At 74.4% G+C, this 22,968-nt stretch carries 19 protein-coding genes; 7 read left to right on the top strand and 12 right to left on the bottom strand.

The window, feature by feature from the left end:
• The first annotated feature begins 82 nt into the window (after positions 1 to 82).
• Positions 83 to 1,060 (top strand): GlxA family transcriptional regulator, encoded by a 978-nt coding sequence (locus GCU69_RS31990; protein WP_235978839.1) that lies wholly within the window; start codon positions 83 to 85, stop codon positions 1,058 to 1,060.
• A gap of 341 nt (positions 1,061 to 1,401) precedes the next feature.
• Here the strand turns inward: GCU69_RS31990 and GCU69_RS31985 are convergent, their stop codons facing one another.
• From GCU69_RS31985 to GCU69_RS31975, 3 genes are all read right to left on the bottom strand, one after another.
• Positions 1,402 to 1,893 (bottom strand): ATP-binding protein, encoded by a 492-nt coding sequence (locus GCU69_RS31985; protein WP_098753292.1) that lies wholly within the window; start codon positions 1,891 to 1,893, stop codon positions 1,402 to 1,404.
• Positions 1,894 to 2,275: 382 nt separating this feature from the next.
• Positions 2,276 to 2,824 (bottom strand): EF-hand domain-containing protein, encoded by a 549-nt coding sequence (locus tag GCU69_RS31980; RefSeq protein WP_098753293.1) that lies wholly within the window; start codon positions 2,822 to 2,824, stop codon positions 2,276 to 2,278.
• 320 nt (positions 2,825 to 3,144) lie between these two features.
• The gene (locus GCU69_RS31975) at positions 3,145 to 3,504 is read right to left on the bottom strand and encodes an STAS domain-containing protein (protein ID WP_098753285.1); all 360 of its coding nucleotides are present in this window, start codon (positions 3,502 to 3,504) and stop codon (positions 3,145 to 3,147) included.
• Between the two features lie 396 nt (positions 3,505 to 3,900).
• Between GCU69_RS31975 and GCU69_RS31970 the strand changes: the two genes are divergently transcribed.
• Both GCU69_RS31970 and GCU69_RS31965 read left to right on the top strand, forming a co-directional pair.
• A complete protein-coding gene (locus tag GCU69_RS31970; protein WP_098753284.1) occupies positions 3,901 to 4,482 on the top strand; it encodes a sigma-70 family RNA polymerase sigma factor in 582 nt (193 codons plus the stop codon).
• Positions 4,479 to 6,125, top strand: a complete 1,647-nt coding sequence (locus tag GCU69_RS31965; RefSeq protein WP_235978838.1) for a maleylpyruvate isomerase N-terminal domain-containing protein — start codon at positions 4,479 to 4,481, stop codon at positions 6,123 to 6,125. The genes GCU69_RS31970 and GCU69_RS31965 overlap by 4 nt, the downstream gene beginning before the upstream one ends.
• An 88-nt stretch (positions 6,126 to 6,213) precedes the next feature.
• Here the strand turns inward: GCU69_RS31965 and purU are convergent, their stop codons facing one another.
• Positions 6,214 to 7,116, bottom strand: a complete 903-nt coding sequence (purU, locus tag GCU69_RS31960; RefSeq protein WP_156207952.1) for a formyltetrahydrofolate deformylase — start codon at positions 7,114 to 7,116, stop codon at positions 6,214 to 6,216.
• 223 nt (positions 7,117 to 7,339) lie between these two features.
• Positions 7,340 to 7,786: an SCO4402 family protein gene (locus GCU69_RS31955; protein ID WP_176604692.1), complete on the bottom strand. Its 447-nt coding sequence runs from the start codon at positions 7,784 to 7,786 to the stop codon at positions 7,340 to 7,342.
• Positions 7,787 to 7,958: 172 nt separating this feature from the next.
• Here GCU69_RS31955 and GCU69_RS31950 point away from each other — a divergent pair, with 172 nt between their 5' ends.
• Positions 7,959 to 9,272 (top strand): ABC transporter substrate-binding protein, encoded by a 1,314-nt coding sequence (locus GCU69_RS31950; protein WP_098753278.1) that lies wholly within the window; start codon positions 7,959 to 7,961, stop codon positions 9,270 to 9,272.
• Positions 9,273 to 9,438: 166 nt separating this feature from the next.
• Here the strand turns inward: GCU69_RS31950 and GCU69_RS31945 are convergent, their stop codons facing one another.
• Positions 9,439 to 11,223, bottom strand: a complete 1,785-nt coding sequence (locus GCU69_RS31945; RefSeq protein ID WP_156207951.1) for a chromosomal replication initiator protein DnaA — start codon at positions 11,221 to 11,223, stop codon at positions 9,439 to 9,441.
• A 114-nt stretch (positions 11,224 to 11,337) separates the two neighbouring features.
• Positions 11,338 to 12,738, bottom strand: coding sequence for a transcriptional regulator (locus GCU69_RS31940; protein WP_156207950.1), 1,401 nt, complete (start codon positions 12,736 to 12,738; stop codon positions 11,338 to 11,340).
• Between the two features lie 314 nt (positions 12,739 to 13,052).
• On the opposite strand from GCU69_RS31940, the gene GCU69_RS31935 reads away from it, so the two are divergent.
• The 3 genes from GCU69_RS31935 to GCU69_RS31925 all read left to right on the top strand — a co-directional run bounded on the left by GCU69_RS31935 (position 13,053) and on the right by GCU69_RS31925 (position 16,554).
• Positions 13,053 to 13,802 (top strand): bifunctional DNA primase/polymerase, encoded by a 750-nt coding sequence (locus tag GCU69_RS31935; RefSeq protein WP_098753282.1) that lies wholly within the window; start codon positions 13,053 to 13,055, stop codon positions 13,800 to 13,802.
• A gap of 272 nt (positions 13,803 to 14,074) precedes the next feature.
• Positions 14,075 to 14,893 (top strand): ABC transporter ATP-binding protein, encoded by an 819-nt coding sequence (locus GCU69_RS31930; protein WP_235978844.1) that lies wholly within the window; start codon positions 14,075 to 14,077, stop codon positions 14,891 to 14,893.
• Positions 14,890 to 16,554 (top strand): transporter, encoded by a 1,665-nt coding sequence (locus GCU69_RS31925; protein ID WP_098753275.1) that lies wholly within the window; start codon positions 14,890 to 14,892, stop codon positions 16,552 to 16,554. Before GCU69_RS31930 ends, GCU69_RS31925 begins: the two co-directional genes overlap by 4 nt.
• A 682-nt stretch (positions 16,555 to 17,236) precedes the next feature.
• Here GCU69_RS31925 and GCU69_RS31920 read toward each other — a convergent pair.
• From GCU69_RS31920 to GCU69_RS31900, 5 genes are all read right to left on the bottom strand, one after another.
• Positions 17,237 to 20,242, bottom strand: a complete 3,006-nt coding sequence (locus GCU69_RS31920; protein ID WP_156207949.1) for a BTAD domain-containing putative transcriptional regulator — start codon at positions 20,240 to 20,242, stop codon at positions 17,237 to 17,239.
• Positions 20,243 to 20,419: 177 nt separating this feature from the next.
• A complete protein-coding gene (locus GCU69_RS31915; RefSeq protein WP_156207948.1) occupies positions 20,420 to 20,977 on the bottom strand; it encodes a TadE/TadG family type IV pilus assembly protein in 558 nt (185 codons plus the stop codon).
• Positions 20,974 to 21,372, bottom strand: coding sequence for a TadE/TadG family type IV pilus assembly protein (locus tag GCU69_RS34275; RefSeq protein ID WP_257155815.1), 399 nt, complete (start codon positions 21,370 to 21,372; stop codon positions 20,974 to 20,976). Before GCU69_RS34275 ends, GCU69_RS31915 begins: the two co-directional genes overlap by 4 nt.
• Before the next feature lie 238 nt (positions 21,373 to 21,610).
• The gene (locus GCU69_RS31905) at positions 21,611 to 22,132 is read right to left on the bottom strand and encodes a TadE family protein (RefSeq protein ID WP_098753375.1); all 522 of its coding nucleotides are present in this window, start codon (positions 22,130 to 22,132) and stop codon (positions 21,611 to 21,613) included.
• A 535-nt stretch (positions 22,133 to 22,667) separates the two neighbouring features.
• Entirely contained in the window at positions 22,668 to 22,919 is a 252-nt protein-coding gene (locus tag GCU69_RS31900) for a hypothetical protein (RefSeq protein ID WP_098753374.1), read from the bottom strand.
• Positions 22,920 to 22,968 lie beyond the last annotated feature (49 nt).

Raw genomic sequence — 22,968 nt, 5'->3', positions numbered from 1 at the left:
CGGCCGCGGATCACCCGGAGGCCCCGGCCCCATCGGAGGCCGCACTCCCACCGGAGGCCGGAGCGTCCCGCACCGTGTCGTCGTGCTGGCACTCGCCGGGGTGATCCCCTTCGAACTCGGCATCCCGCACCGGATCTTCGGCAAGGCCCGCTCCCCCGGCGGCCAACGGCTGTACGAGGTCGTCACCTGCGGCACCGGAGCGGACCCGGTGCGGACCGACGCCGACTTCTCGGTCACCTTCACGCACGGCCCGGAAGCGCTCGCCACGGCCGACACGGTCGTGATCCCGGCGTCGTACGAACTGGGGCCGGTGCACGAGGAGGGCAGGCTGAGCGAGCCGATCGCCCGGGCCCTGGCGCTCGTACGGCCCGGCACCCGCATGGTGTCCATCTGCACCGGCTCGTACGTCCTGGCGGCCGCCGGGCTGCTCGACGGCCGGCCCGCCACCACCCACTGGAGCAGCACCGACCACTTCCAGCGTCTCTTCCCGCGGATCAGGGTCGACCCGGACGTGCTCTTCGTCGACGACGGGGACGTGCTGACCTCCGCCGGCGTGTCCTCCGGGATTGACCTGTGCCTGCACATCGTGCGGCGCGACCACGGCGCCGCCGTCGCGAACGCGGTCGCCCGGCGCAGTCTCGTACCGCCGCACCGGGACGGCGGCCAGGCGCAGTACGTCGAGCGGCCGGTGCCGGAGCCGCAGCTGTCGTCGACCACCGCGGCGCGCGCCTGGGCGCTGGGGCGGCTGGAACAGCCCATCCAACTGCGGGACATGGCGGAACGGGAGTCGATGAGCGTGCGCACCTTCACCCGGCGGTTCCGCGAGGAGACGGGCGTCAGCCCCGGCCAGTGGCTGACCCGGCAGCGGGTGGAACTGGCCCGGAGCCTGCTGGAGGACACGGATCTGCCGGTCGAACGGGTGGCCAGGGACTCGGGGTTCGGATCGCCCGCGTCGATGCGGCAGCATCTGCAGGCGGCGCTGGGGGTCTCGCCGACGGCCTACCGGCGGACCTTCCGCGCCACTTCGGGCGGCCCCGCCACCGGAGCGCGGCAGTCCTGAACACGCGGGCCCCCAGGACGGGCCGGGGCGGAAACGGGCCGGATCCGGGGCGGGCCGGAAGCAGCCGGGGCGGGCTCCGGGAACGCCCGCACCGCGCCGGCGGGCGGACCGGGGCAGTTTCCCCGACGGGTGGCGGTGCACTCGTACGCACCCCGAGCGCGGCGCAGCGGACCGCCACCCGGCTCCGGCGGGCAGCGTCCAGGCCGCGTCACCGGATCGCGACCCGCGCTCGTCAAGGGCATCGGCAGCCGGGCCCTCGGCGTCCCCTCACAAACGAATCGCTCGCCCCAAGAGTGATCAGTTGAATACGGGACGTCAATACCTGGTCCAGGCTTTGTCATTTATGCCGGATTTGTCACCGCGCATTGGGGTTCACACGGCGTCGCCGCCGCCACCGGGGGCTTCCGGTCGACCTCGCACCAGATGCTCTTCCCGGCGCCCTCCGCCTGCCAGCCCCAGCGGTCCGCGAGCAGGGCGACCAGGTCCAGCCCGCGTCCGCCGGTGTCACAGCCCCCGGAGTGCCGCCTGCGGGGCGGCCGGGGACTGCCGTCGGCCACCTCGACCCGTACGATCTCCGGCCCGGCGCCCGGGACCGGAGCGCCCACCGCCGCGGCGGCCGGGGGAGCCGGCAGCCGCATCCGCAGCACGGCCGGGCAGTCGGCGTGCACCACGGCGTTCGTGACGAGCTCCGAGACCAGGAGAATCAGCGTCTCCGCAACCGGCTCGTCAGCCGCTATGCCGTGGCCCGCGAGCCGCGACCGCGCCCATCTCCGGGCCCGTCCCACCTCTTGCGGCTCGGGCCGTACCTCCAGCTGAACCTGATGCACCTGCACCGCTCACACCATCCGAACCGGCGGGACAACGCGCATACCGCCTCCATACGATCACGGACCGTGACCCCGACGGATGACAGCATGCTCGTTGCGCAGTCACCCAACAAGCGCTTCGGGCATATTCCGGCGCAAAGGAGTACCCGTGCTCCATACTGTGCGACGCACTCGGCCGGGAGTCGAACACCGGCGCTCAACGCGCTTGCCCGGGGCGCGAGTTGCAGGTCCGCGCGCCCCCTTCAGCCGCGGCCGCCCCGGCGGACCGATGAGCGCCGGGGCGCGTGAGCAGCCCGGGTGAGCGGGAGAAGGGGCGGCCGCGGAGCCGGCCCGGCAGCGCGACGGGCGGCCCCACGGGCCGCGCCCGGAGACCGCCCGCCGAACACGTTCAGTGATGGTTTGCCGTGGCGTCATCCGCCGTTTCCGGGGCGGGTGTCGTGTAGTAGGCGGCGAAAGCGGTCAGCAGTTCCTGCTCCGAGACGACGCCGTCACCGTCGCCGTCCAGGGCCGCGGCGGCCGTGGCCCGGGTGTCCTCGTCCACGCCCAGGGCCCGCAGCACGCGCTCGGTCTCCCCGGTGGTCACGGAGCCGTCGGCGTCGGCGTCGGCGATCGCCACGACCGCGCGCAGGAACGGCCGGGCGATCTCGGCGAAGCCGTCCGGGTTGTCCCGCAGCCGCTTCACCGCACCGTGGACGAACTCCTCACGGGTGATCCGCTGGTCGCCGTCGTGGTCCGCCATGCCCGCCATGCCCTGCCAGAAGGCCTCGGCGGCCCCGTACAGGGACTGGCCCGCGGAGGAGCGGGCGGTCACGTCGAACTCGCGCAGCACGGCGGCGGCAGCGGCCGCGAAGTCCTCCCGTGAGATGTAGCCGTTGCCGTCCTGGTCGAAGCCGGCGAAACGGGAGGCGATCTTGCGTTCGTAGGCGGAGGAGTCCACGGTGACCTCGGGTGTCTCGGAGCAGTGGCCGGTTCGGATGATACGTACGTCCGGCGCCCGCGCGCAGTTCGGTCGCGGGAACGCCGGAGCCCCGGGGGAACGGGGCGGCGCCGGAGGAGTCGGGAGGGGTCCGGAGGATCCGGAGGAGTCGGGAGGGGGCCGGAGGTGCGGGGCGGCGCCCCGGGGGATCCGGAGGCACGGGGCGGCGTCGCAGGGGCCGCCGGGAGCACGGAAGGACGGGCCGGAACCGGGCGGGGCGCACGCCGCCGGGCGTCCGGCCGGCCGGGCGCGCGGCGCACGGCGGCGGGTGGCCGGGACGGTCAGGCCGAGAGCGGCCGGACGCTGTCGTCCACGGCCGACACGACGTCCGGGTAGACGTCGAAGAGACGGCGCACGCCGAGCGCCGTGAGCACGCGGTTCACATGGGAGCCGTCCTCGGCGCCCCGGGCCGGCAGGATCAGCCGCAGCCGGCCCTGGCAGGAACGCAGCAGCCGGCGGGAGGCGATGAGGACACCGACACCGCTGGAGTCGCAGAACCGGACTCCGGAGAGGTCCAGCACCAGGCTGCGGCGCCCGTCGGCCACCGCGTCGTGCACGTGCTGGCGCACCGCGGGCGAGGTCACGAGATCCATCTCGCCCGAGACCCGCAGCACGGCCCACTCTCCTTGCTCGTCCTCCATCACCTTCAACGTCACGCGCTCGAAGTCCCTTCACTATCCGGATCCGGAAGCAGTCCTTCCTGAAGCGGCTGCCCGACCGGCTTCCGACGAAACACCGGACGTCACGCACCTCTCCACGCGACCCTACGCACACCGACCACCCTCGGGGCCAGTTGATTCGGTCAAAGTGACGAGATCTATACCATCCCCGCACGGCCGAGGGGCGCACATTGCCACAAAGGGGCGTGCACGGCCAGGATTGCCTACTACATTCGGCGTGGAGGACGATCGGAAAACCGGTTCGGAAATCCGGCCGCGGAATCCGGTGCGGGCCCCCTGCGGGTTCGGTGCCGCATTTCCGTGGAACGGCCCGGCGCACCCAGCGGCCGGGCAGGCGACGGCACGAATGGGGGCCGTATGGCGAACGACGCGTCACCGCGGTGGGACCGCAGGATGCAGCAGCGTCTGTCCCGCGGCGAGGCCGCCGCGCTCGGTGAGCTGTACGACCGTTTCGCCTCCCTCGTGCACGGCATCGCGCACCGCGTCCTGGGCGACGAGGAGGCCGCCGACCGGGTCACCCGCGACGTCTTCGGCCGGATCTGGGAGGACCCCGGCGCCTACGACCCCCGGCACGGTCCCCTCCGCTCCTGGCTCGCCTCCGCCGCCCACCGGCAGGCCGTGCACCGGCTGCGTGTGACCGAGGCCGAGCTGGTGCGGGCCGGCGGCACCACCCCCGAGCAGGTGGAGGAGAAGGTGCGCGCCGCGTCGGCGGCAGCCCGCGCCGACTACATCGTCACCGCCATGCCGGGCCCGCTGCGCGAGGCGCTGGAACTGGCCTACTTCAAGCGCCGGAACTACCGGCAGGCCGCCGAGGACCTGGGCGTCACCGCGGACGAGGCCCGTCGCCGGCTCCGGCTGGGCCTCCAGCTGCTGTCCAGCGCCAACACCGTCGGCGGCCCCACACCGCCGGGACGGCCGCCGCACGGGAGACCCCGGTGAACGGCCCCGCCGGGCCCGGGCTGCCGGAGCCCGGGAGCGACCGGTGGCACGACCGGCCGCGCATACCGCCGCCGCGCTCCGCGCCGGACGACGGGGTTCCGGCCGCGGACCAGGACCCGCACGGCCTCCGCCACGACCGGGGCGAAGCCCCGGATCGCCCGGACCACGCCGACCGGCCGACTCCCGGTACCGACCGGCCGACTCCCGAGACCGACCGGCCGACGTCCGGGACCGACCGGCCGACTCCCGAGACCGACCGGCCGACGTCCGGGACCGACCGGCCGACTCCCGAGACCGACCGGCCGACATCCGGGACCGACCGGCCGACTCCCAAGACCGACCGGCCGACTCCCGAGACCGACCGGCCGACTCCCGAGACCGACCGGCCGACGTCCGGGACCGACCGCCCGTCCCCCGGGCAGGATCGCTCCTTCCCCGGGCAGGACCGCCCCTCCTCCCCCGGCCAGTCGCCCGCCGACCGTCCGCCACCCCCGCCGGAGTCCCCGCCTGAGCCTCCGCGTGCCGCCGTCCCCCGTCTCGGCCACGGGGTGCTGAAGTCGCTGCTCGGCGCCTGGGCCCTCGCGGCCTGCTCGGCCGAGGAGACCGCCGCCGTCGAGGAACACCTGACCGACTGCGCGCCCTGCGCCGACGAGGCGCTGCGGCTGCGCGACGCGGTCCGCCTGCTGCACCCGGAGGACAACCTCGATCTCGATCCGCTGCTGCGCTCCCGCGTGCTGGAGGGCTGCCTCGGCCGCCGCCCGGCCCGCATCCCCGTGCCCGGCTGGGCCGCCCCGTACGACGCGGAGACGGCGCGGCTCGACGCCCTGCTCAACGACATGGGCGAGGCCGAATGGCGCGCGCCGGTGCGGCTGACCTGGTACGACGGTCGGCAGGAGCGCAGCCGGGACGTCACCGTCGCCGGGGTCGTCGGGCATCTGATGACCGTGGACGGAATGGTGGCGACCGCCCTCGGGCTCGGTGACCCGCTCGGTGACGCGACCCCCGCGGACGGCCCGGCCACCCCGACCGGCCGCACCGAGGCCTACTGGCACCGGAACGCCGACGCCCCACCGGGCGAGGTCCGCGAGCGGTGGCGCGAGCAGTCGCACACACTGGTGCGCACCGTGTCGTTCGCCGGCGGTGCCGGCACGGAGCGCACGGTGCCGTACGGCCCGGTGTCGCTGCCGCTCAGCGACGCCTTCCTGGACCGCGCCTTCGGCTGCTGGGTGCACGCCGGAGACATCGCGGACGCGGTGGACTACCCGTACGAGCCGCCGGCTCCGGCCCATCTCCACCGCATGATCGACCTGGCCGTCCGGGTGCTGCCGGAAGCGCTCGCCGCGCGCCGCCGGAAGGGACTGGCCGGGCCGCCGCGGGAGTTGGTTACCGCGGGCTCACCCGGCCGCACCCTGCACCTGGAGGTGGAGGGCAGCGGCGGCGGCCACTGGTACGTCGCGCTGGACTCGCCCGCGGCCGTGCCGTCGCCCGAGCACGCGGTCGCGCACGTGGCGCTGGACGGTGCCGAGTTCTGCAGGCTGGCGGCGGGCCATGTGCCGCCGGAGGAGGCCGCGGCGGGCCAGGACGGCGACCGCGAGGCCATCCGGGACGTGCTGTCCGCGGCGGCCTCGCTGTCCCGGCTCTGACTTTTCCGGCTCTGTTCCCGGACAGTTCCGGACCGAGTTCCGGGCCCGGGCCCCGCTCCGGATCCCCGCCCCGGGTCCCCGCCCGGTCTCAGGTGAAGACGACGGTCCTGCTGCCGTTCAGCAGCACCCGGTGTTCGCTGTGCCACTTCACCGCGCGGGCGAGGGCCTGGCACTCCACGTCCCGGCCGACCGCGACGAGCTGCTGCGGGGTGACCTCGTGCCCGACCCGCTCGACCTCCTGCTCGATGATCGGGCCCTCGTCGAGGTCCGCCGTCACGTAGTGCGCGGTCGCGCCGATCAGCTTCACCCCGCGCGCGTGCGCCTGGTGGTAGGGCTTGGCGCCCTTGAAACTCGGCAGGAAGGAGTGGTGGATGTTGATGATCCGCCCGGACAACTGCTTGCACAGGTCGTCGGAGAGCACCTGCATGTAGCGCGCCAGCACCACCAGCTCGACCCGCTCCTCGCGCACCAGCTCCAGCAGCGCGGCCTCGGCCTCCGCCTTGTTGTCCTTGGTCACCGGGATGTGGTGGAAGGGCAGGCCGTAGGACTCGACGAGTTCGCGGAAGTCGGTGTGGTTCGACACCACGGCGGCGATCTCGACCGGCAGCGCGCCGATCCGGGAACGGAACAGCAGGTCGTTCAGGCAGTGCCCGAACTTGCTGACCATGAGGACGATCCGCATCCGCTCGTCGGCCCGGTGGATCTGCCAGTCCATCCGGAAGGAGTCGCCGATCGCGGCGAAGCTCGCCCGCAGCTTCTCCAGCGTGACGTCCCCGCTGAAGTGCACCCGCATGAAGAACAGCCCGGTGTCGTGGTCGCCGAACTGCTGACTGTCCTCGATGTTGCAGCCGGTCATGAACAGATAGCTGGACACGGCGTGCACGATGCCCTGCTTGTCCGGGCACGACAGGGTGAGGACGTACTGCTCGGGGGACTGCTCGGCGGGCTGCGCGGGAGTCTGCCCGGAGGTGGCGGCCTGGGAATCGCTCATGACCCCATAGCGTCCCACACCGGGCCCCGCGGCGGCGCGGCGGCCGTGCGGCCCGCGCCGCGGGGCGCCGCGCCGCGAGACGGAACACGAGGAGACGGACGACGCGGACAGACCACGCGGACGGACCACGCGGAAGGGAAACGCGGAAGGGAAACGCGGGCGGAAGACGCCGAGGGGCGCCGAGGCGGCCGCGGGTGCCGGCGGCCGCCGTTCCGCGGCGGGGTCAGACGGCCCGGTTCACCAGAGCCAGCTCGTGCAGGGAGCGCGGCGGCACGTCCGGGGTCTCCCCGTCGTTCTGCGCCAGCCGGACATGCGCCTCGCGTGCCGCCCGCACCGCCTCGGGCCAGCCGTGGTGTTCGAGATAGGCGGCGACGGGGGCGTCCGCGCCGACCTGGTGCATGATCCGCAGCACCCGCAGCACGGCGACGTCGACGAGAGCCGCCTCCTGGGAGTCCCGGAAGATCGTTCCGACGTACTTCTCGGCCGACCAGTTGTCGAGCCAGGTGTCCTCGACCAGGCGGTAGACGGCGTCGGTGACGTCACCGTAGCCGTCGATGCCGGCGAGCCAGCACTCCTGCTGGAAGGCGGGGTCGGAGAGCATGTGCAGCGCGGAACGCACGTTGCTGCGCCAGCGCCACCACGGCATGTCGTTGAGTGGCATGCCGCCCATGGTGGTCGAGCGGGGGCCGCGACGGGAAGTCTTCTCCGAACCTTGCACAGTAAGGGATCGTACGTTCCCCGCCCGCGACGGCACGGCGTGCCCCCGTTGTTCACCTCGAAGTCACTGCTCGTTGGGTGGTCATCACCACGCCGTTACCGGTGTGGCGGAATCGTCTCGTGCCATGACCGGACGGCGACGCTCCTCCTCGTTCCGCTCCATCCGCACCGCCGTGGCCTGCGCCGCGGCCATGACGGCCACCGGGTCGCTGCTCTCCGGTTGCGGTCTGGTCCCCAGCGCGTCCGGCGCCACCAAGGACCCGGTGACCGTGATGACGTGGGCACCGGAGGGCACCTCGGCGACCAATATGCCCGGTATGCCCGCCATGGCCGAGGCATACGCCCGCTGGGTCAACAAGCAGGGCGGCATCAACGGCCGCGAGCTGAACGTCATCACCTGCAACGAGCGCAACGACACGGTGAGCGCCGGCCGGTGCGCCCGGCGGGCCGTCAAGGAGGACGTCGCGGCGGTCGTCGGCTCGTACAGCCAGCACGGCCGGTCCTTCATGTCCCGCCTGGAGGGCGCCGGGATTCCGTACATCGGGGGCTACGGGGCGAGCGACGAGGAGTTCACCAGCCCGCACTCGTACCCCGTCAACGGGGGCAACGCGGCGCTGGTCGCGGGCAGCGGGCGCCAGCTCTCCTCCGGGTGCGAACGCGTCGCCCTGGTCCGTCCCGACACCATCAGCGGCGACCAGATGCCCTCGCTGCTCGACGCCGGGCTGGCGCACGGCGACAAGCCGCACGCCGTCGACGTACGGGCCCCGGAGGACGCCACCCAGTACACCGAGCACGCCGAACTCGCCCTGGCCGGGGCCACGGGTTCGGCGGACGGCACGGGCACCGTCTCCGGCGCCTGCGTCACCGCCGCGCTCGGCGACCGCACCGACACCTTCTTCGACTCCTTCCGGCGTCTGGAGAGTGCCGGCGAGCACATCCGCATCGCCTCCGTCCTCGGCAGCGTCCAGCAGTCGCTGGTGGACCGCACCGGCGGCGCGGACAGTCCCTTCGAGGGCGCCCTGGTCACCGGCTGGTATCCGCCGGCCAACGACCCCGCCTGGGAACCCATGCGGGAGGTCGTCCGCGAACACGCCTTCGGGGACAACGACGTCGATGTCACCGATCCCGGCGTCCAGACCACCTGGATCGCCTACACCGTGCTGCGGCAGGTCATCGAGTCCCTCGGCGACGAGCCCGTCACCGGGCACACGCTGCGACAGGCGCTCGACGACGGCGTCGGCGGCAAGGGCATCGACACCGGCGGCCTCACCCCGCCGCTGAGCTGGCACTACGAGGACCTGCTCGCCGTCCGGGACTTCCCGCGCACGGCCAACGCCATGGTCACCTTCCAGCAGGTGCGGGACGGCCGGCTGGTGCCGGTGCGCGAGGGCTTCGTGAACGTGGCGCAGTCCCTCGAGGAGCGTTACGCGGACGACTGAGCAGCGGGGGACCAAGGCCTCCGGCTTCAGCCCCGGGTCCGGGAACGACTCCTCCGGGACCGCAACGTCGGCCCCGGATCCCGGAAAATCCCGGAACGACTGCTCCAAGACCGCCCACCCAGCCCGTCCAGCCCGCCCCCGGGGACCCGCGGGGCGTCCGGCGTGGTCAGAGCTGGATGTACTGCCGCTCGGTGAGGCCGTACTTCTTCGCGATCGGGTTCCACAGGCCCGCGGCCTTCTTCTTCGCGGTGGTCGCCTCGCCGCTGGCCTTGTTGCCGGCCGCGGTCCGCCCGGTGTGCTTGGCCTTGCCCTTCTTGCAGCCGTTCTTCCCGGCGGCCTGGTCCGCCCACGCCGCGTAGTGGCTGTCGGCCGCGGCGGACGCCTTCCAGGCGCTGTTGAGGGAGGCGGTCAGCTCCTCGTGCCCGGGCAGTTCGTCCACCGAGATCTCGGAGAGCCGCGTCACCAGGCCGTTCCGCTGCTCGGCGGCCTCCCGCAGATCGGTGGCGGCCTGTCCGAGGTTCTTGCACGCGCCGATGTTCTTGACCGCGTTGATCACCGCGGACCGGCTGTCGTTGCTGTCGGCGAGCAGCGCGTCCAGGTCCTTCGCCTGCTTCTCCGCCGGATCGGCGGCCGGGGTCGCGGAGTCGCTCGCCGCCTCGCTCGCGGCGACCGGCTTCTTGTCGTCACCGGGTTCGTCGTCCTCGCCGCCGCTCATGGCCGCTCCGGCGCCGAGCCCCGCCACGATGCACCCGGCGATCACCATGCCGGCGACCGCGAGCGGGGACAGCCGCCGCCGCTCGGCGCTCCGCCGGGCGGCCCGGCCCTGCGGTTCGTCGTACGGGTACGGGCCGCCCTGCGGGTACCCGGGCCCGTGGGGCAGGCCCGGGCCGCCCTGCGGGTGACCGTGCGGGCCGCCCTGCGGGGCGCCGTGCGGCGGCTGCCCGTCGAACCGGGGCAACTGCTGCGTGGAGTCGGCTCCGGCCGCCGGACCGCCCGGGCCCTGCCGGAACAGGTCGTCGAACTCTGCGGGCGGCTGCCGTTCACCGGGCGCACCGGGACGGATGCCGAAGGGCGCGCGGCCCGGCGGCGGCGGTGCGGGCGCGGGCTGCGGCTGAGCCTGCGGCTGCGCGGGCACCGGAGGTATGTACTGGGTGGGGTCCGCGTCGGGGCCGCCGGGGGCGCCCGGGTGGCCGCCCTGCGCGTTCACCGGCGGCAGCGGCGCCCCGTGCCGCGCCCGGTCCGGGCGGAGGCCGAGGAACTGCGTCGAGTCTCCGGGCTCCTCGGCGGGCAGCAGACCGCCCGCGACCGGCGGGATGTACTGGGTCGCGTCGGAGTCGCCGGGCGCGGCCGGGGCCGGCAGCACCTGTGTCTCCTCGGACGGCGGCGGCAGCGGCTGGTGCCGGTCCCGGGGCGCGTCGTAGGGCTGCGGCGGGGCCCCGTGCCGGCCGTGCGGCTGCCCGGACCCGGGCTCCGGCGCGGCGGGCGGCAGCCCCGGGGCCGCGGACTGCCTGCGCAGCTCCGGCAGCTGCTGCCCGTCCTGCTGCGGCGGCAGCCCGTACCCGGCGTCCTGCTGCTGGGGCAGCCCGTGTCCGCCGCCCTGCTGCTGCGGCTCGTACCGCCCGTGCTGCGGCTGCCCGTACGGGTCCCGGCGCGGCTCTCCGTACGGCTCCGGGAGCGCCTGCGGCTGCTGGTACGGCGCGCCGTGCCCCGGCTGCTCCGGCTCGTCGTCCGGGAGGTAGGGCTCCGGAACGTACACCGGCGGCTCCGGCCGCTCCTGCCGCGTGCCCTGCGGGTCCTGCTGCTGGGCGTCCGGGCCCCACGGCTGCCCCCACGGCTGCCCGGCCGCGGGGGTGGCCTGCTGCCCGGGCACCCACGGCTCACCGCTCGCGGGCAGCACGACGCCCTCGTGGGCGTGGGGCTGCGGCTCGTTGCCCTGTCCGCTGTGCGACACCCGGACTCCTTGGCTGTGCGGAACTGACCGAATCGTCAGCTCACGCTACCGGGTTCCCGCCGCGCACGGCCACGGCCCTGCCACAGCACCCAACTCGCACCCCGCGACCTGCGGTTACGCCGCCTGGAGCTCCGCGCGGGCGCCGAACTCCCGCACCGCCGGTTCGGCGGCGTACGGCTCCAGGCGCTGCCGGAAGTCCTCCAGATACTCGGCGCCCCGGTTCGAGCGCAGCCCGGTGAGCAGTTCGACGGCCCGGGTGCCGGTGTGGCAGGCCTCCTCGACCTCGCGCTGCTCCAGCTGCGCCGTCGCGAGCAGCACCAGCCCGATCGCGCGCCGCCGGGCGCGGCTCTCCGGGTGGCCCGCCAGGGACTCCTCGGCGCAGCGGCGCGCGTGGTCCGGCCGGCCGAGGTCGCGGTGGCAGTGCGCCAGCTCGTCGGCCAGATAGGCGCTGTCGAAGTGCGCGATCCAGGGCGGGTCGTCGCCGGTCCCGCCGTCCGGTCCGCCGGGCTCGCCGGCCCGCTCCATCGCGGCCTCGGCCCGTGCCGCCACCGTCTCGAAGGCCCGGCTGTCGCCCATCAGGGCGTGCCCGCGCGCCTCGGCGGCGAAGAACATCGCCTCGGCCCGCGGCGTGACCTGCCCGCGGGCGCCCTCCTGCGCGGCCCGCGCGAGCTGGGCGATCTCGCGGGGGTTGCCGAGCGAGGCCGCGAGGTGGCTCATGCTCGCGGCGAGGACGTACCCGCCGTAGCCGCGGTCCCCGGCGGCCTGGGCGAGCCGCAGGGCCTGGATGTAGTACCGCTGCGCGAGACCGGGCTGGCCGGTGTCGACGGCCATGTAGCCGGCCAGCTCCGTCAGCCGGGCCACGGTCGCGAACAGCTCGCGGCCCACCGCGTCCCGGTACGAGCCGGCCAGCAGCCCGGACACCACGCTGTTCAGGTAGTGCACGACGACCGGCCGGACATGGCCGCTGCCGAACCGGTGGTCCATCTCCACCAGCGCCTGCGTCATGGCCCGTACCGCTTCGACGTCGGCCATCCCGACCCGCGCCCCGGCCGTGCGCGCCACCTGCGGGTCGGCGCCGGTGATCAGCCAGTCGCGGCTGGGTTCCACCAGTGCGGAGGAGGCCACCGTCGAACCGGAGAGGAAGTCGCGCCGCCCCACGTCGCTGCGCCACAGCTCGCACACCTGCTCGATCGCCCCGGGCACGGTGGGCGAGAACTGGAGTCCGACCCCGGAGGCGAGGTTCTTGCCGTCGGCCATGCCGATCTCGTCGATCGTGACCGTGCGCCCCAGCTTGCGGCCCAGCGCCTCCGCGATGACGGCCGGCGCGCGGCCCCGCGGCTGCTGGCCGCGCAGCCAGCGGGCGACCGAGGTCTTGTCGTAGCGCAGATCGAGGCCGTGCTCGGCGCCGCACATGTTGACCCGGCGGGCGAGACCGGCGTTGGAACAGGCGGCTTCCTGGATGAGCGCCTGGAGCCGTTCGTTCGGCTGGCGCGCTACGAGTGGCCTGGCGGCCATGGCTGTACCCCCTAGGTAGTCCTGTGTCGCGGTCCCGGGCTCCCCGTGGACGCCCGGGACCGGCCGGCCGGATCAGGTGCTGCCGGCCCCCGAATGGACGGGCAATTCGGGTGATGTCGGTTGATCATCACCTTCCGAGCGATTCAGCGGGTGACTCTCGCGCAAGTTGCCGCAGTACGGACTACCCGCCCAGAAGGCGCTGTTCGCCGCGCGCCCCCGCCAGTGCACCCATGCGCCCCGCGTGCGGGAACGATGCGCCGGGTTCATGACAGCCGAGGCCGTAACCAGGGCTCGCACGGAGAGTTGTGATGGGCGTGGAAGAGACCATTCGAGTGAACAGCACGTCGGATCGGATCCCGCGGCAGCGTGGCGAGCAACTGCCCGACGCCGCGGTGCGGTACGCGGAGGAGCGCCATTGGGACGTGACACCCGGCAGCTGGCTGGTGACGGAGGACGGTACGGCGCGCTGCTCGTGCGGCGACCCCGCCTGCCCCGCGCCGGGCGTGCACCCGGCCGGACCGGACTGGGCCGCCCGGTCCTCCGCGAGCCCCGGTGAGGTGCGCCGGCTCTGGCAGGAGCGGCCGAGAGCGGGGATCCTGCTGCCGACGGGGCGGGACTTCGACGCGCTGGACGTGCCGGAGGGCGCCGGGTGCCTGGCGCTGGCGCGGATGGAGCGGATGGAGCTGACGCCGGGCCCGGTGATCTCCACCCCGATGCGCCGGATGATCTTCCTGGTGCGTCCGGGGGCGAGCCTGAAGGTGCCCGGCATGGTGCGGCGGCTGGGCTGGCTGCCGAGTTCGCTGGGCATGGTGGCGCGCGGCGACGGCGACTGGGTGGTGGCACCGCCGACCCGGTTCGGCGCGGGCGGCGCGGCGCAGTGGGCCAGGCGCCCGACCCCGGAGAACCGCTGGCTGCCGGAGGCGGAGGAGTTGATCGCGCCGCTGGCGTACGCCTGTGCCCGGCAGCCGGAGAGCGGGCCGGGGGCGCGGCCCGGGGCCGGGAGCGGGACGGCGCGGGCCCGGGAGCGGGGGGCGCCGCGGCGGGCACCGGTCCGCGGACGCTGACGGGCGCCGGCCGGCGGTTGCCGCTCCGGACCGGTCCCGGCCCCCGGTGGCACAGTTCAGCACAGCCCAGCCCACCCCAGCCCGGACCGGACCGGACCGGCGGCAGCCCGCCCCGCTCCGGATCGGACCGGACCGGACCCGACCGGCGATTGCCCGCTCCGGACCGTACAGCCGTTCGCCGTCGACCCCGTATCGTGCTCGCCGGGGAGCACGACCCGCTCCCACGGGGACGAGGAAGGGCGTAACGGGTGGCACAGCAGCCGGAGGAGAGCGTGGCCGGGAGCCCGGAGGAAGACGTGACCGGGAGCGCCGGGGGCACGGTCCCGGCCGCGGTGGGCGTACGGGGCCTGTGGAAGCGCTTCGGCGACCAGGTGGCCGTCGCGGGGATCGATCTGGAGCTGCCCGCCGGGCAGTTCGTGGGGCTCGTCGGGCCGAACGGCGCCGGCAAGACCACGACACTGTCCATGGTGACCGGGCTGCTGCGGCCCGACTCCGGGCGGATCCTGGTCGCCGGACACGACGTGTGGGCCGATCCGGTCGCCGTGAAGTCCCGGATCGGCATCCTCCCGGAGGGCCTGCGGCTCTTCGAACGGCTCTCCGGGCGCGAACTCCTCGCCTACACCGGCAGACTCCGCGGCCTGCCGGGCGAGGAGGTCGACCAGCGGGCGACGCAGCTCCTGGACGTGCTCGACCTGGCCGGCGCGCAGCACAAGCTGGTCGTCGACTACTCGACCGGCATGCGCAAGAAGATCGGGCTGGCGACGGCGCTGCTGCACAACCCGGAAGTGCTCTTCCTCGACGAGCCGTTCGAAGGCGTGGACCCGGTGTCCGCGCAGACCATCCGCGGCGTGCTGGAGCGCTACACCGCATCCGGGGCCACCGTGGTGTTCTCCAGCCATGTGATGGAGCTGGTCGAGAGCCTCTGCGACTGGGTCGCGGTGATGGCGGCCGGACGCATCCGGGCGCACGGGCCGCTCGCGGAGGTCCGCGGCGCGGCTCCGTCGCTCCAGGCCGCCTTCCTGGAACTGGTCGGCGCGCACGGCCGGGACGACGGCCAGAGCCTCGACTGGCTGGGCGGAGGCGCCCGGTGAGCGCCGTGACCTCGCCGCCGGGCGGTGCGCCGTCCCCGGCCGGCACACCGCGCGGAACCGCGCCGGCCGCCGCCACCACGGCCGTCTTCGTACGGATCAAGCTCGCCCTGCTGCGCAACGGGCTGCGGCAGTCCACCGGGCGCAAGGCCGCCTACATCGCCTCGATGGTGGTGACGGCGCTGTTCGCGGCGCTGCAACTGCTCGGCCTGATCGCGCTGCGCGGACATCCGCAGGCCGCCGTGGTCGTCGTCCCGGCGATCGCGCTGGTCGCGCTCGGCTGGGCGGTCATGCCGCTGTTCTTCGCCAGCGGTGACGAGACCCTGGACCCGACACGGCTGGTGATGCTTCCGCTGCGGCCGGGCGCGGTGGTCGGCTCGCTGCTGGTGTCCTCGCTGATCGGCATCGGTCCGGCGTTCACGCTGGTGCTGGCCGTCGGCTCGGTGGTCGCGCTCGGGCACGGGGCCGCGGGCCTGTCGGCGGGGATCGTCGCCGTGCCGCTGGTGCTGCTGGTGTGCGTCGCGCTGTCGCGCGCCGTGGCCGCGGCCAACATCCGGCTGCTGACCAGCCGCAGGGGGCGTGATCTGGCGCTGCTGAGCGGCTTGTTCATCGCGGTCGGCGCGCAACTGCTCAACCTCGGCGTGCAGAAGCTGTCCGAACCGGGCGGCCTGCGCTTCCTGGAGCCCGCCGCCGACGTGCTGCGGCTGCTTCCGCCGGCCTCCGCGCTGGACGCCGTACGGGCCGCGGGCGACGGGGCGTACGCAGCCGCGGCGGCCCAGCTCGCGCTGAACGGCGCGGCGCTCGTGCTGCTGCTGTGGTGGTGGCGCGCGAGCCTCACCCGGCTGATGACCGCTCCCGACGGTTCCACCCTGCAGGCCGCGGCCGGCCCCGACCGGAAGCCCGGCGGCGAGTCCTCCCGGCTCGCCGCGCTGCTCCCCGCGGACCGCACCGGCACCGTCGCGCTGCGGACGCTGCGCTACGCCTGGCGCGAGCCGAAGTCGAAGGCCGCGTGGGTGACCGCGCTCGCCATCGGCCTGCTGCTGCCCGTCGTCTACGCGGTGCAGGGCAACGGCAGCCCGTACTGGGCCTGTTTCGCGGCGGGCATGCTCGGGCTCCAGATGTACAACCAGTTCGGCCAGGACACCTCGGCCTTCTGGCTCGTCGCCCAGACCATCTCGTCACCGCGCGACGCGTATCTCGAACTCCGCGGCCGGGCCGTGGCCCTGGCGTTCGTCGCGCTGCCGTACGTCACCCTGGTCACCCTCGGCTTCGTGGCCGTCCTGGACCGCTGGGACGCCTTCGCCGAGTCCCTGGGCCTGTCCTTCGGCCTGCTGGGCGCCTTCCTGGCGACGGGCACCCTGGCGTCGGTGCTGTACCCGTACTCCATCCCGCAGGACAGCGGCTTCAAGAACGTCGCCCCGGGCCAGACCGGCCAGGCCTGGATCGGCATCGTCGGCGGCATGCTGGCGTCCGCGGTCCTGGCCGCGCCGCTCCTCGCCGTCACCGTGTGGATGCATGTCGCGGACGCGCACGACTGGCTCTGGCTGCTCCTCCCGGCGGGCGCGGCCTACGGCTGGGCGGCCGCCGAAACGGCGCTGCGCGTGGGCGCCCCGCGCATGGCGTCGCGGCTGCCGGAAATCCTGACGGCGGTCAGCAGGGCCTGAGCGGGCGCGGGGCGGGCCCGTTGGAGTGCCTGCCGAAGGGCCTTGTCGGAGTGACGGTCCCGGGGCGGCCCGGGGGCGGTCCGGGGGTCCGGCGGTCCGGGAGGAAGGGCCGGGGATCCCAGAGTCGGCCCGGTCGGCGGCCAGGGGCGGTGGTGCGGGTGGATGGCACTCCGGGGCGGCGGGGCAGGCGAGCGGCACGGTGGGGCGGCGGACGGGGCGAGCGGCTCGGCGGGGCAGCCGACCGGGCGGACGGCACTCAGGGACGGGGCGCCGGACGGGGCAGGCGGCACGGCGGGGCGCCGGACCGGGCAGGCGGGGCGGCGGACCGCCGTCCGCTTGCCGCTGACAGCCACCGCCCGCGCTGCCGCTGAGCACCTCGGCCCGCGTTGCCGCTGGGCACCTGGCCCGCGACTCGATGCGCCCACCGTCCACAGCCTCAGCCGGCCCTCCTTCCGACTCCCCTGCCGCCGCCGTTCCGGCGTTCCCGGCGTTCCCGGCGTTCCCGGCGTCGCCGTGCGTGCGGCCCCCGGCAGTGGCGCCACCGCGGACACGGCAGCCACCACAGCCCGGGACCGGCTCCGCCGCGTCGCGTCCCGTGCGCACGCGAGAGCCCACCCGAGCGGCAGAGGACGCCGGATCACGGCCGACTCCCGTGGCGGAGCGGCCGGATGCGCGCCCGGCTTCAGTTGGCGGCGGCCAGCTCCGTACGCCAGCTCGGCAGCAGCTCGTCCAGCAGGGCCTCCGTACGCGGCGGCAGACCGCGGCTGCCGCCGTTCAGCGCGTGGTTGCGGGCGATCAGGGCTTCGGCGGTGGAGCCGAGCAGAGCCGTGTCGCCGGTCGCGTGGACCGCGCGCAGCAGCTCGTTCCACAGGCGCTCGTCCGCCGGTGCCGATATCAGCGAGGTGTTCAGCGTCTCGATGGCCGTCTCGGGCCGGCCCGCCTCCAGGTGGTGCGCGGAGAGGGCCAGCGCCACATCGGCGACCAGCAGCGGCAGCTGGGCCTCGATGATCTCGTGGGACAGCCAGCCGTAGCGCCCCGCCGGGCGGTCCGCGAGGAGCGGGCCGCGGGCCAGGGCGAGGGCGTCGGTCAGCAGCCGTTCGCGGACGGACGACCTGCTCGCGCCACGGCCCTGCGTCGCCTCGTGGTGCAGGGTGCGGAGCACGTCCAGGTCGGAGACGACGGACTCGGCCAGCGTCAGCCGCCCGGTCTCGTCCGTGCGCAGCCGCGGGGAGCCGTCCTCGGCGTCGTTGCCGAGCCAGAGCCGGAGCCGTTCGATCAGGGCGTCGCGGACGTCGTCGGTGACGCCGCGCGGCCACAGCCCGGAGGCGAGCACGCGCGGGTGCACGCCCTCGCGGTGCAGCAGCAGCATGGCCAGGGCCTCGTGCAGCAGCGGGCTGCGCTCGCCGTCGGGGTCGTCGAGGCCGATGACCTCGTACGGGCCGACGAGGCGTGCGTACACCGCCGGCCGGCCGCGTTCGCTGATGTCCACCATGAACGGCTGGTCGTCGGGGTCCCGCGGGGCTCCGGCGGCGGGCTCGCCGTCGATGTCGGCGAACAGCCGGACCACCGCTTCGTGCTGGGCGCGCGGCAGGGTCTGGGCCTTGAGTTCGAGGCGGAGCAGCGGGGCGAGCAGCCGTCCGTCGCCCGTGATCTCGAACTCCCAGCTCGCGCCGGGCAGGCCGTTCTCCGCGGCGCCGACGAGATAGCCGATGCCGAGGCGGCCGGAGTCGGCGGCCAGCTCGGCGAGATGGACGGCCTGCTCCTCGTTGGGCTGGTCACCGATCAGCACCAGGTGCGGCGCCCACTGGGCGTGCTGCGCGGGGCCCGTGCGGCCGGTGAGCACCGAGTCGTGGCCCGCGTTCCCCAGGGCGCGGCGGCGCTGGCCGGTCTCCACGTCCATGGTCTCCAGCAGCGCTTCGACGTCGTCGACATGCCGGATGCGGGTGGGGGCGAGCGCCGTCAGGTCCTCGCCGAAGCCGACCAGGGTGACGGTCAGCCGGTCGGACCAGCCGCTGGTGCCCAGCTCTGCGGCGACGGAGGAGAGGACGGCGGTGCGGTCCTCCCGGGCACCGGCCAGCGACACGATGCCGGGCACCGCCTCCAGGTTGAGCAGCAGCCGGGCGTTGTCCAACGTGCCGAGGCTGACCAGGCCCGGATACGGCGCGACGCCCGCGTCGCCCTCGTACGGCTGGATGTCCCGCCGCCGCACCCGCCAGAACGTCTGGTCCTGGCCGAGCTGCCACGGCGCGGGCGGCTGCCCGGCGGGGTGCCCGAGCTGGAGGTTGATGTCGCTGTCGGTGAGCCACGCGGCGTACGCGGTGGGCAGGGTGCGGGACTCGTCGGCGAGGGCGTCGGCGAGGCCGCGCAGGGCGCTGTCCAGGTCCCGTACGGCGTCGGGGTCGGCGCCGACGAGCAGCGCGTCCTGCGCGTCGGCGGCGGCGCCGGTCGGGGTGACGGGGTCGGGGGTGCGCCCGGAGCCGCCGACGACGCCCATCGCGGACTGCCACAGCGCGGCGCGCCGGCGGCGGCCGAGCGCGGCGAGCACTCCGGCGGCGAGCAGCGGGGCACCGATGAGGGCTTCGGAGAGCCCGAACGAGGAAGCGTCGGAGGCCGGCGTCGCCGTCTGCTCGGGCACGGGCCCGGGGTCGTCGGCGGTGCGCCGCTCCTGGCCGCCGGCGCCACCGGCCTCGGCGGGCCGGTCGGGGCCGAGGGAGATGGTGTCGGCGCGCCCGGCGCCCGTACCGCCGCCCTCGGCGCGGTCGCCACCGCCCGCGTCCGCGTGCGCGGGGCTGGAACGGTCGTAGTCGTGGATCTGCTCGACGACGTTCTCCGGGACGTCCGGGGCGGCGTCGGGCATCTCGACCAGCTCGCCGCCGTGCGCGTCCGCCGGCATCTCCATGATCCAGCCGGGGCGGATGAGGCTGGCCTGCGAGAGCCGTGAACCGTCGGGCTGGATGCGGTCCTTGTTGAGCTGGTAGATCTCCTTGTACCGGCGGCCGTCGTCGAGATGCCGCTCGGCTATCTCCCACAGCGAGTCGTGGTGGCGGCCCTCGGGCGGCTGGATCCGGTAGAACTTGGTCGAATCCTCCTGCACCCGCGCCTCGGCGGCCCCCTGCGCCTCCAGCTGCCGCTCGGAGCCGGCCCGGGCGGCGCGGTCCGCGGCCTGCTGCTGCGCCTCGGCGGCGGCCTGCTGGCCGGGCGCCTGCTGGGCGGCGGCGACGGTCGGCCGGGCGTTGTTCTCCAGGTGCTGGCCGAGCTGGGAGATTCCCGGCGCGAAGCTGGCCGCGGTGGCGCCCACCAGCAGGACGGCGGCGACCAGTTGCCGCGCCAGCATCTGGCTCGGCCCGGCCCCCGGGATCCGCGAGGGCACCCCGACGCCCGACAGCTCGGCCTTGGCCTCGACCAGCACGCAGGCCGTGAACTGAGCCCAGGCCAGCCAGACCACGACCGTCAGCACCTTCACGAAGACCGTGGTGGTGATCTCCTGCTGGAGGGTGTCGAGCGACGGCATGGAGCGCGGCAGCGGCCACCCCACGAAGTACGCGAGCGCGCCGGGCACGCCGACCAGCAGCACGACCAGCACGAGGAAGGCGAGGAACGCCTTGAGGAAGTCACCGGCGGTACGGCGGCCCCGGGGCAGCGTCTGCGTACGCGGACCCGGGTCGGTGGTGGGAGTTCTGCGCGCCATCACGGGGTTCCTATGCCTTTGCCTTCAGTGGTGACCTGGTGGGGAGTCGGGGACGGGATGCCATGAGCCTAGCCAGTCGGTACGACAGGATCGACCCGGTGGTCCGGGGCCGCGGCCGGGCCGGCGGGCTGTCCGCGCCGCGGCAGCGCCGGCGTCGTCGGGCACCCCCCTTCGTGATCAGCCGACGTGGGACTCCGCCACGGCCGTGCCGTGGACGGTGATCGGGCGGTCGTAGAAGAGGCCGCTCAGCATCGGCCGGTAGGTGAGCCTGATCTGCACCTCGACCGCCTGCGCGTTGGCGGCGAGGCAGCCCGACGCGGCCGTGTCCGGGCCCGACATGCCGGCCTCGGCCGCGAAGGCCTTGACCCGGGCATCGCAGTTCTCGTAGTTGATCGGGGCGTTCGTGCCGTTGCTCTCGCGCAGCTCGGCCTCGTCGATGTCCTGGGCCGCGTAACGGGCGGCCTGCTCGGCGATGTCGGCGGCGCGTTCGCGCTGGGAGATGGACAGGCCGCCGTCGATGACGAACGCGGCCAGTGCCATGAAGAGAACGGCGAAGATGATGACGGCCGCGGCTCCGGATCCGCGGTCGTCGAGGCGGCCCCGGAGTCGTTCCCCGAAGCGGCCCGCGAGTCCGGCGCGCACGCGGGCACCGGGGCGGGCCGGGACGGCGCCGGGCACCCGGTTCCGTACGGCCGCGTCGTCCTTCGGCCGTGTTCCGGCGGTCGCGCGGATCATGCCGCCCTCCGGTACGGGTCGATCGGTGAGCTGGCCGTGCCGGTGAGGGTGCTGGTGACGTTCAGTCCGAGCATGCCCAGGCCGCGCACCTCGCAGCTGACCTCGACGGTGAAGAACCCGCCCGGCTCGAAGCCGCTGGTCCGGCGGATCTGCACGGTGCCGCCGATGCAGACGCCCTCCAGGTCGGCTTCGGCGGCGGCCCGCGCCTCGCTCATCGCGACGCCCGAGTCGTGCTGGATCGAACCGGCGCGCGCCGCGTCCCGGGCCGCCCCGTCGACGGCGCCGCGGCCGTCCACGAGTTGTCCGAACGCGACCAGCACCAGGATGAAGAGGATCATCACCGGCGCGAGGATGACGACTTCGATGGTGGAGATCCCGGAGTCGGCGGTACGCACCGCCTCGTGCTCTCCGGCGGGCCCGGCGTCGGCACGGGTTCCGGTACGGGTTCCGGTACGGGTTCCGGTACGGGTTCCGGGCCCGGTGTCCGTCTGCCTTCCGGCTCCGGCGCCTGCACGGCTGCGGGCTCCGAGGTACGCCCGGGCTCCGATGTGCGCCGGGAATCCGTTCCGGGTCCCGTTCTCGTTCCTGATCCCGCTCTGGGTCCCGTTCTCGGTCTCGGTCTCGGTCAACGGTTCACCCCACGTCCTCGACGAACCGCTCCACCGGTCCCTGCGACTCCGCCTGCACGCTCATGTCCAGTCCCGGGAAGACCGACGGCACCCGGGCCGTGATCTCCACACCGACCGTCTCCCCGTCCGGCTGGAGCAGGGTCACCCGCGGCGCCAGCAGCAGCGTCGGCCCCAGCTGCTGGATGTAACTGTCGGCCGTCTCGCGGGCCTTGCCCCGCCAGCCGCCCGGGTTCTCGTCCGCCTCGGCGCGCGCCTTGCGCGCGCCCGCCTGCGCCGCCGCCTGGGCGACGTGGTCCGCGAAGAAGTACAGGGCGAACTGCACCGTAGCGAAGATCATGAAGAAGAGGACCGGCGTCAGCACGACGAACTCGATCGCGGACATGCCGCGGTCACTGCCCGCGATCCCGCGACTCTCCGATGCCCGGCGGCCCGGGGCCGCGCGGTCGCCGACCCCGCTGTCGCCGTGCACGGCGTCCAGCCTGCGGCGTACGGCGCGCGCCAGCGCCCCGGTGCGTCTGCGTGTCATCCTGCGATCGGTCCCCGTGGGTGAGTGGTTCCTCGGTACGTGCGATACGTGAAGTGCGTGCGATACGTGCGGTACGCGAAGTGCGTGCGGTCGGCGAAGGCGTGGTACGGACTCGGGGAACCTCTGCGCAGGGCCTGCCCGGACGGAACGCCTCCGCACGAACACCCCCGCACGGAACGTCCTCCGCACGGACCGTCCCCGAACGAAACGTCTCCGAACAAAACGTCTCCGAACAAAACGTCTCCGAACGGAACGCCCGCACGGAACATCCCCGCACGAGCCCCGGACGGACCGCTCCCCTGCCGAGCGCCCGTGGCCGCCGCCCCTCCGTGGCGGGACGTCACCCGCCACGGCCTCGGCCGCGCCCGGCCGCGCACCGGCGCGCCGCCTCCACACCGGTGCGGCACGTCCGTCACCTGCCACGCCCCGGAATCGGGCTCAAGCCCGGGCTCAAGCCCCGGCTCCGGCTCGGACTCGGGTTCGGACGTCGGCCGCACCGCCGCGGCGGCCCCCGCCGAAGCGGCTCCCGGCCGCCTCAGCAGGTTCCGCTCGCGCTCGCGCCCTCGATGCAGTCGCCGACCTTCTCCGCGCCCCCCTTGAGCGCCTGGTTGATGACCGCGGCCACCACACCCACGATCGCGACCACGACCGCCGAGATGATCACCCACTCGACGGCCGAGGTGCCCCGGTCCGTCTCCTCCGAGCGGGCCTTCTCGATGCGCCCCTGCAGGAACACCATCAGGAAGTCCACCGCGGGGTGGCTCACCCTTTTCCGCAACTTCTCCATGTCCTCAGTCCCTTTCGCTCTCTCTTCCGGTTCTTCCGGTTGCGCCAAC

The organism is Streptomyces lycii, from assembly GCF_009735685.1.
GTDB lineage: Bacteria > Actinomycetota > Actinomycetes > Streptomycetales > Streptomycetaceae > Streptomyces > Streptomyces lycii.
This window is presented reverse-complemented; position numbering and strand designations above follow the sequence as displayed.

Coding starts and splice junctions, on each gene's coding strand:
- GCU69_RS31920 (WP_156207949.1), bottom strand. CDS start 20,242: ATGGCGCGCAGAACTCCCACCACCGACCCGGGTCCGCGTACGCAGACG.
- GCU69_RS31970 (WP_098753284.1), top strand. CDS start 3,901: ATGGCGAACGACGCGTCACCGCGGTGGGACCGCAGGATGCAGCAGCGT.
- GCU69_RS31900 (WP_098753374.1), bottom strand. CDS start 22,919: ATGGAGAAGTTGCGGAAAAGGGTGAGCCACCCCGCGGTGGACTTCCTG.
- GCU69_RS31975 (WP_098753285.1), bottom strand. CDS start 3,504: ATGGAGGACGAGCAAGGAGAGTGGGCCGTGCTGCGGGTCTCGGGCGAG.
- GCU69_RS31950 (WP_098753278.1), top strand. CDS start 7,959: ATGACCGGACGGCGACGCTCCTCCTCGTTCCGCTCCATCCGCACCGCC.
- GCU69_RS31915 (WP_156207948.1), bottom strand. CDS start 20,977: ATGATCCGCGCGACCGCCGGAACACGGCCGAAGGACGACGCGGCCGTA.
- GCU69_RS31955 (WP_176604692.1), bottom strand. CDS start 7,786: ATGGGCGGCATGCCACTCAACGACATGCCGTGGTGGCGCTGGCGCAGC.
- GCU69_RS31905 (WP_098753375.1), bottom strand. CDS start 22,132: ATGACACGCAGACGCACCGGGGCGCTGGCGCGCGCCGTACGCCGCAGG.
- GCU69_RS31940 (WP_156207950.1), bottom strand. CDS start 12,738: ATGGCCGCCAGGCCACTCGTAGCGCGCCAGCCGAACGAACGGCTCCAG.
- purU (WP_156207952.1), bottom strand. CDS start 7,116: ATGAGCGATTCCCAGGCCGCCACCTCCGGGCAGACTCCCGCGCAGCCC.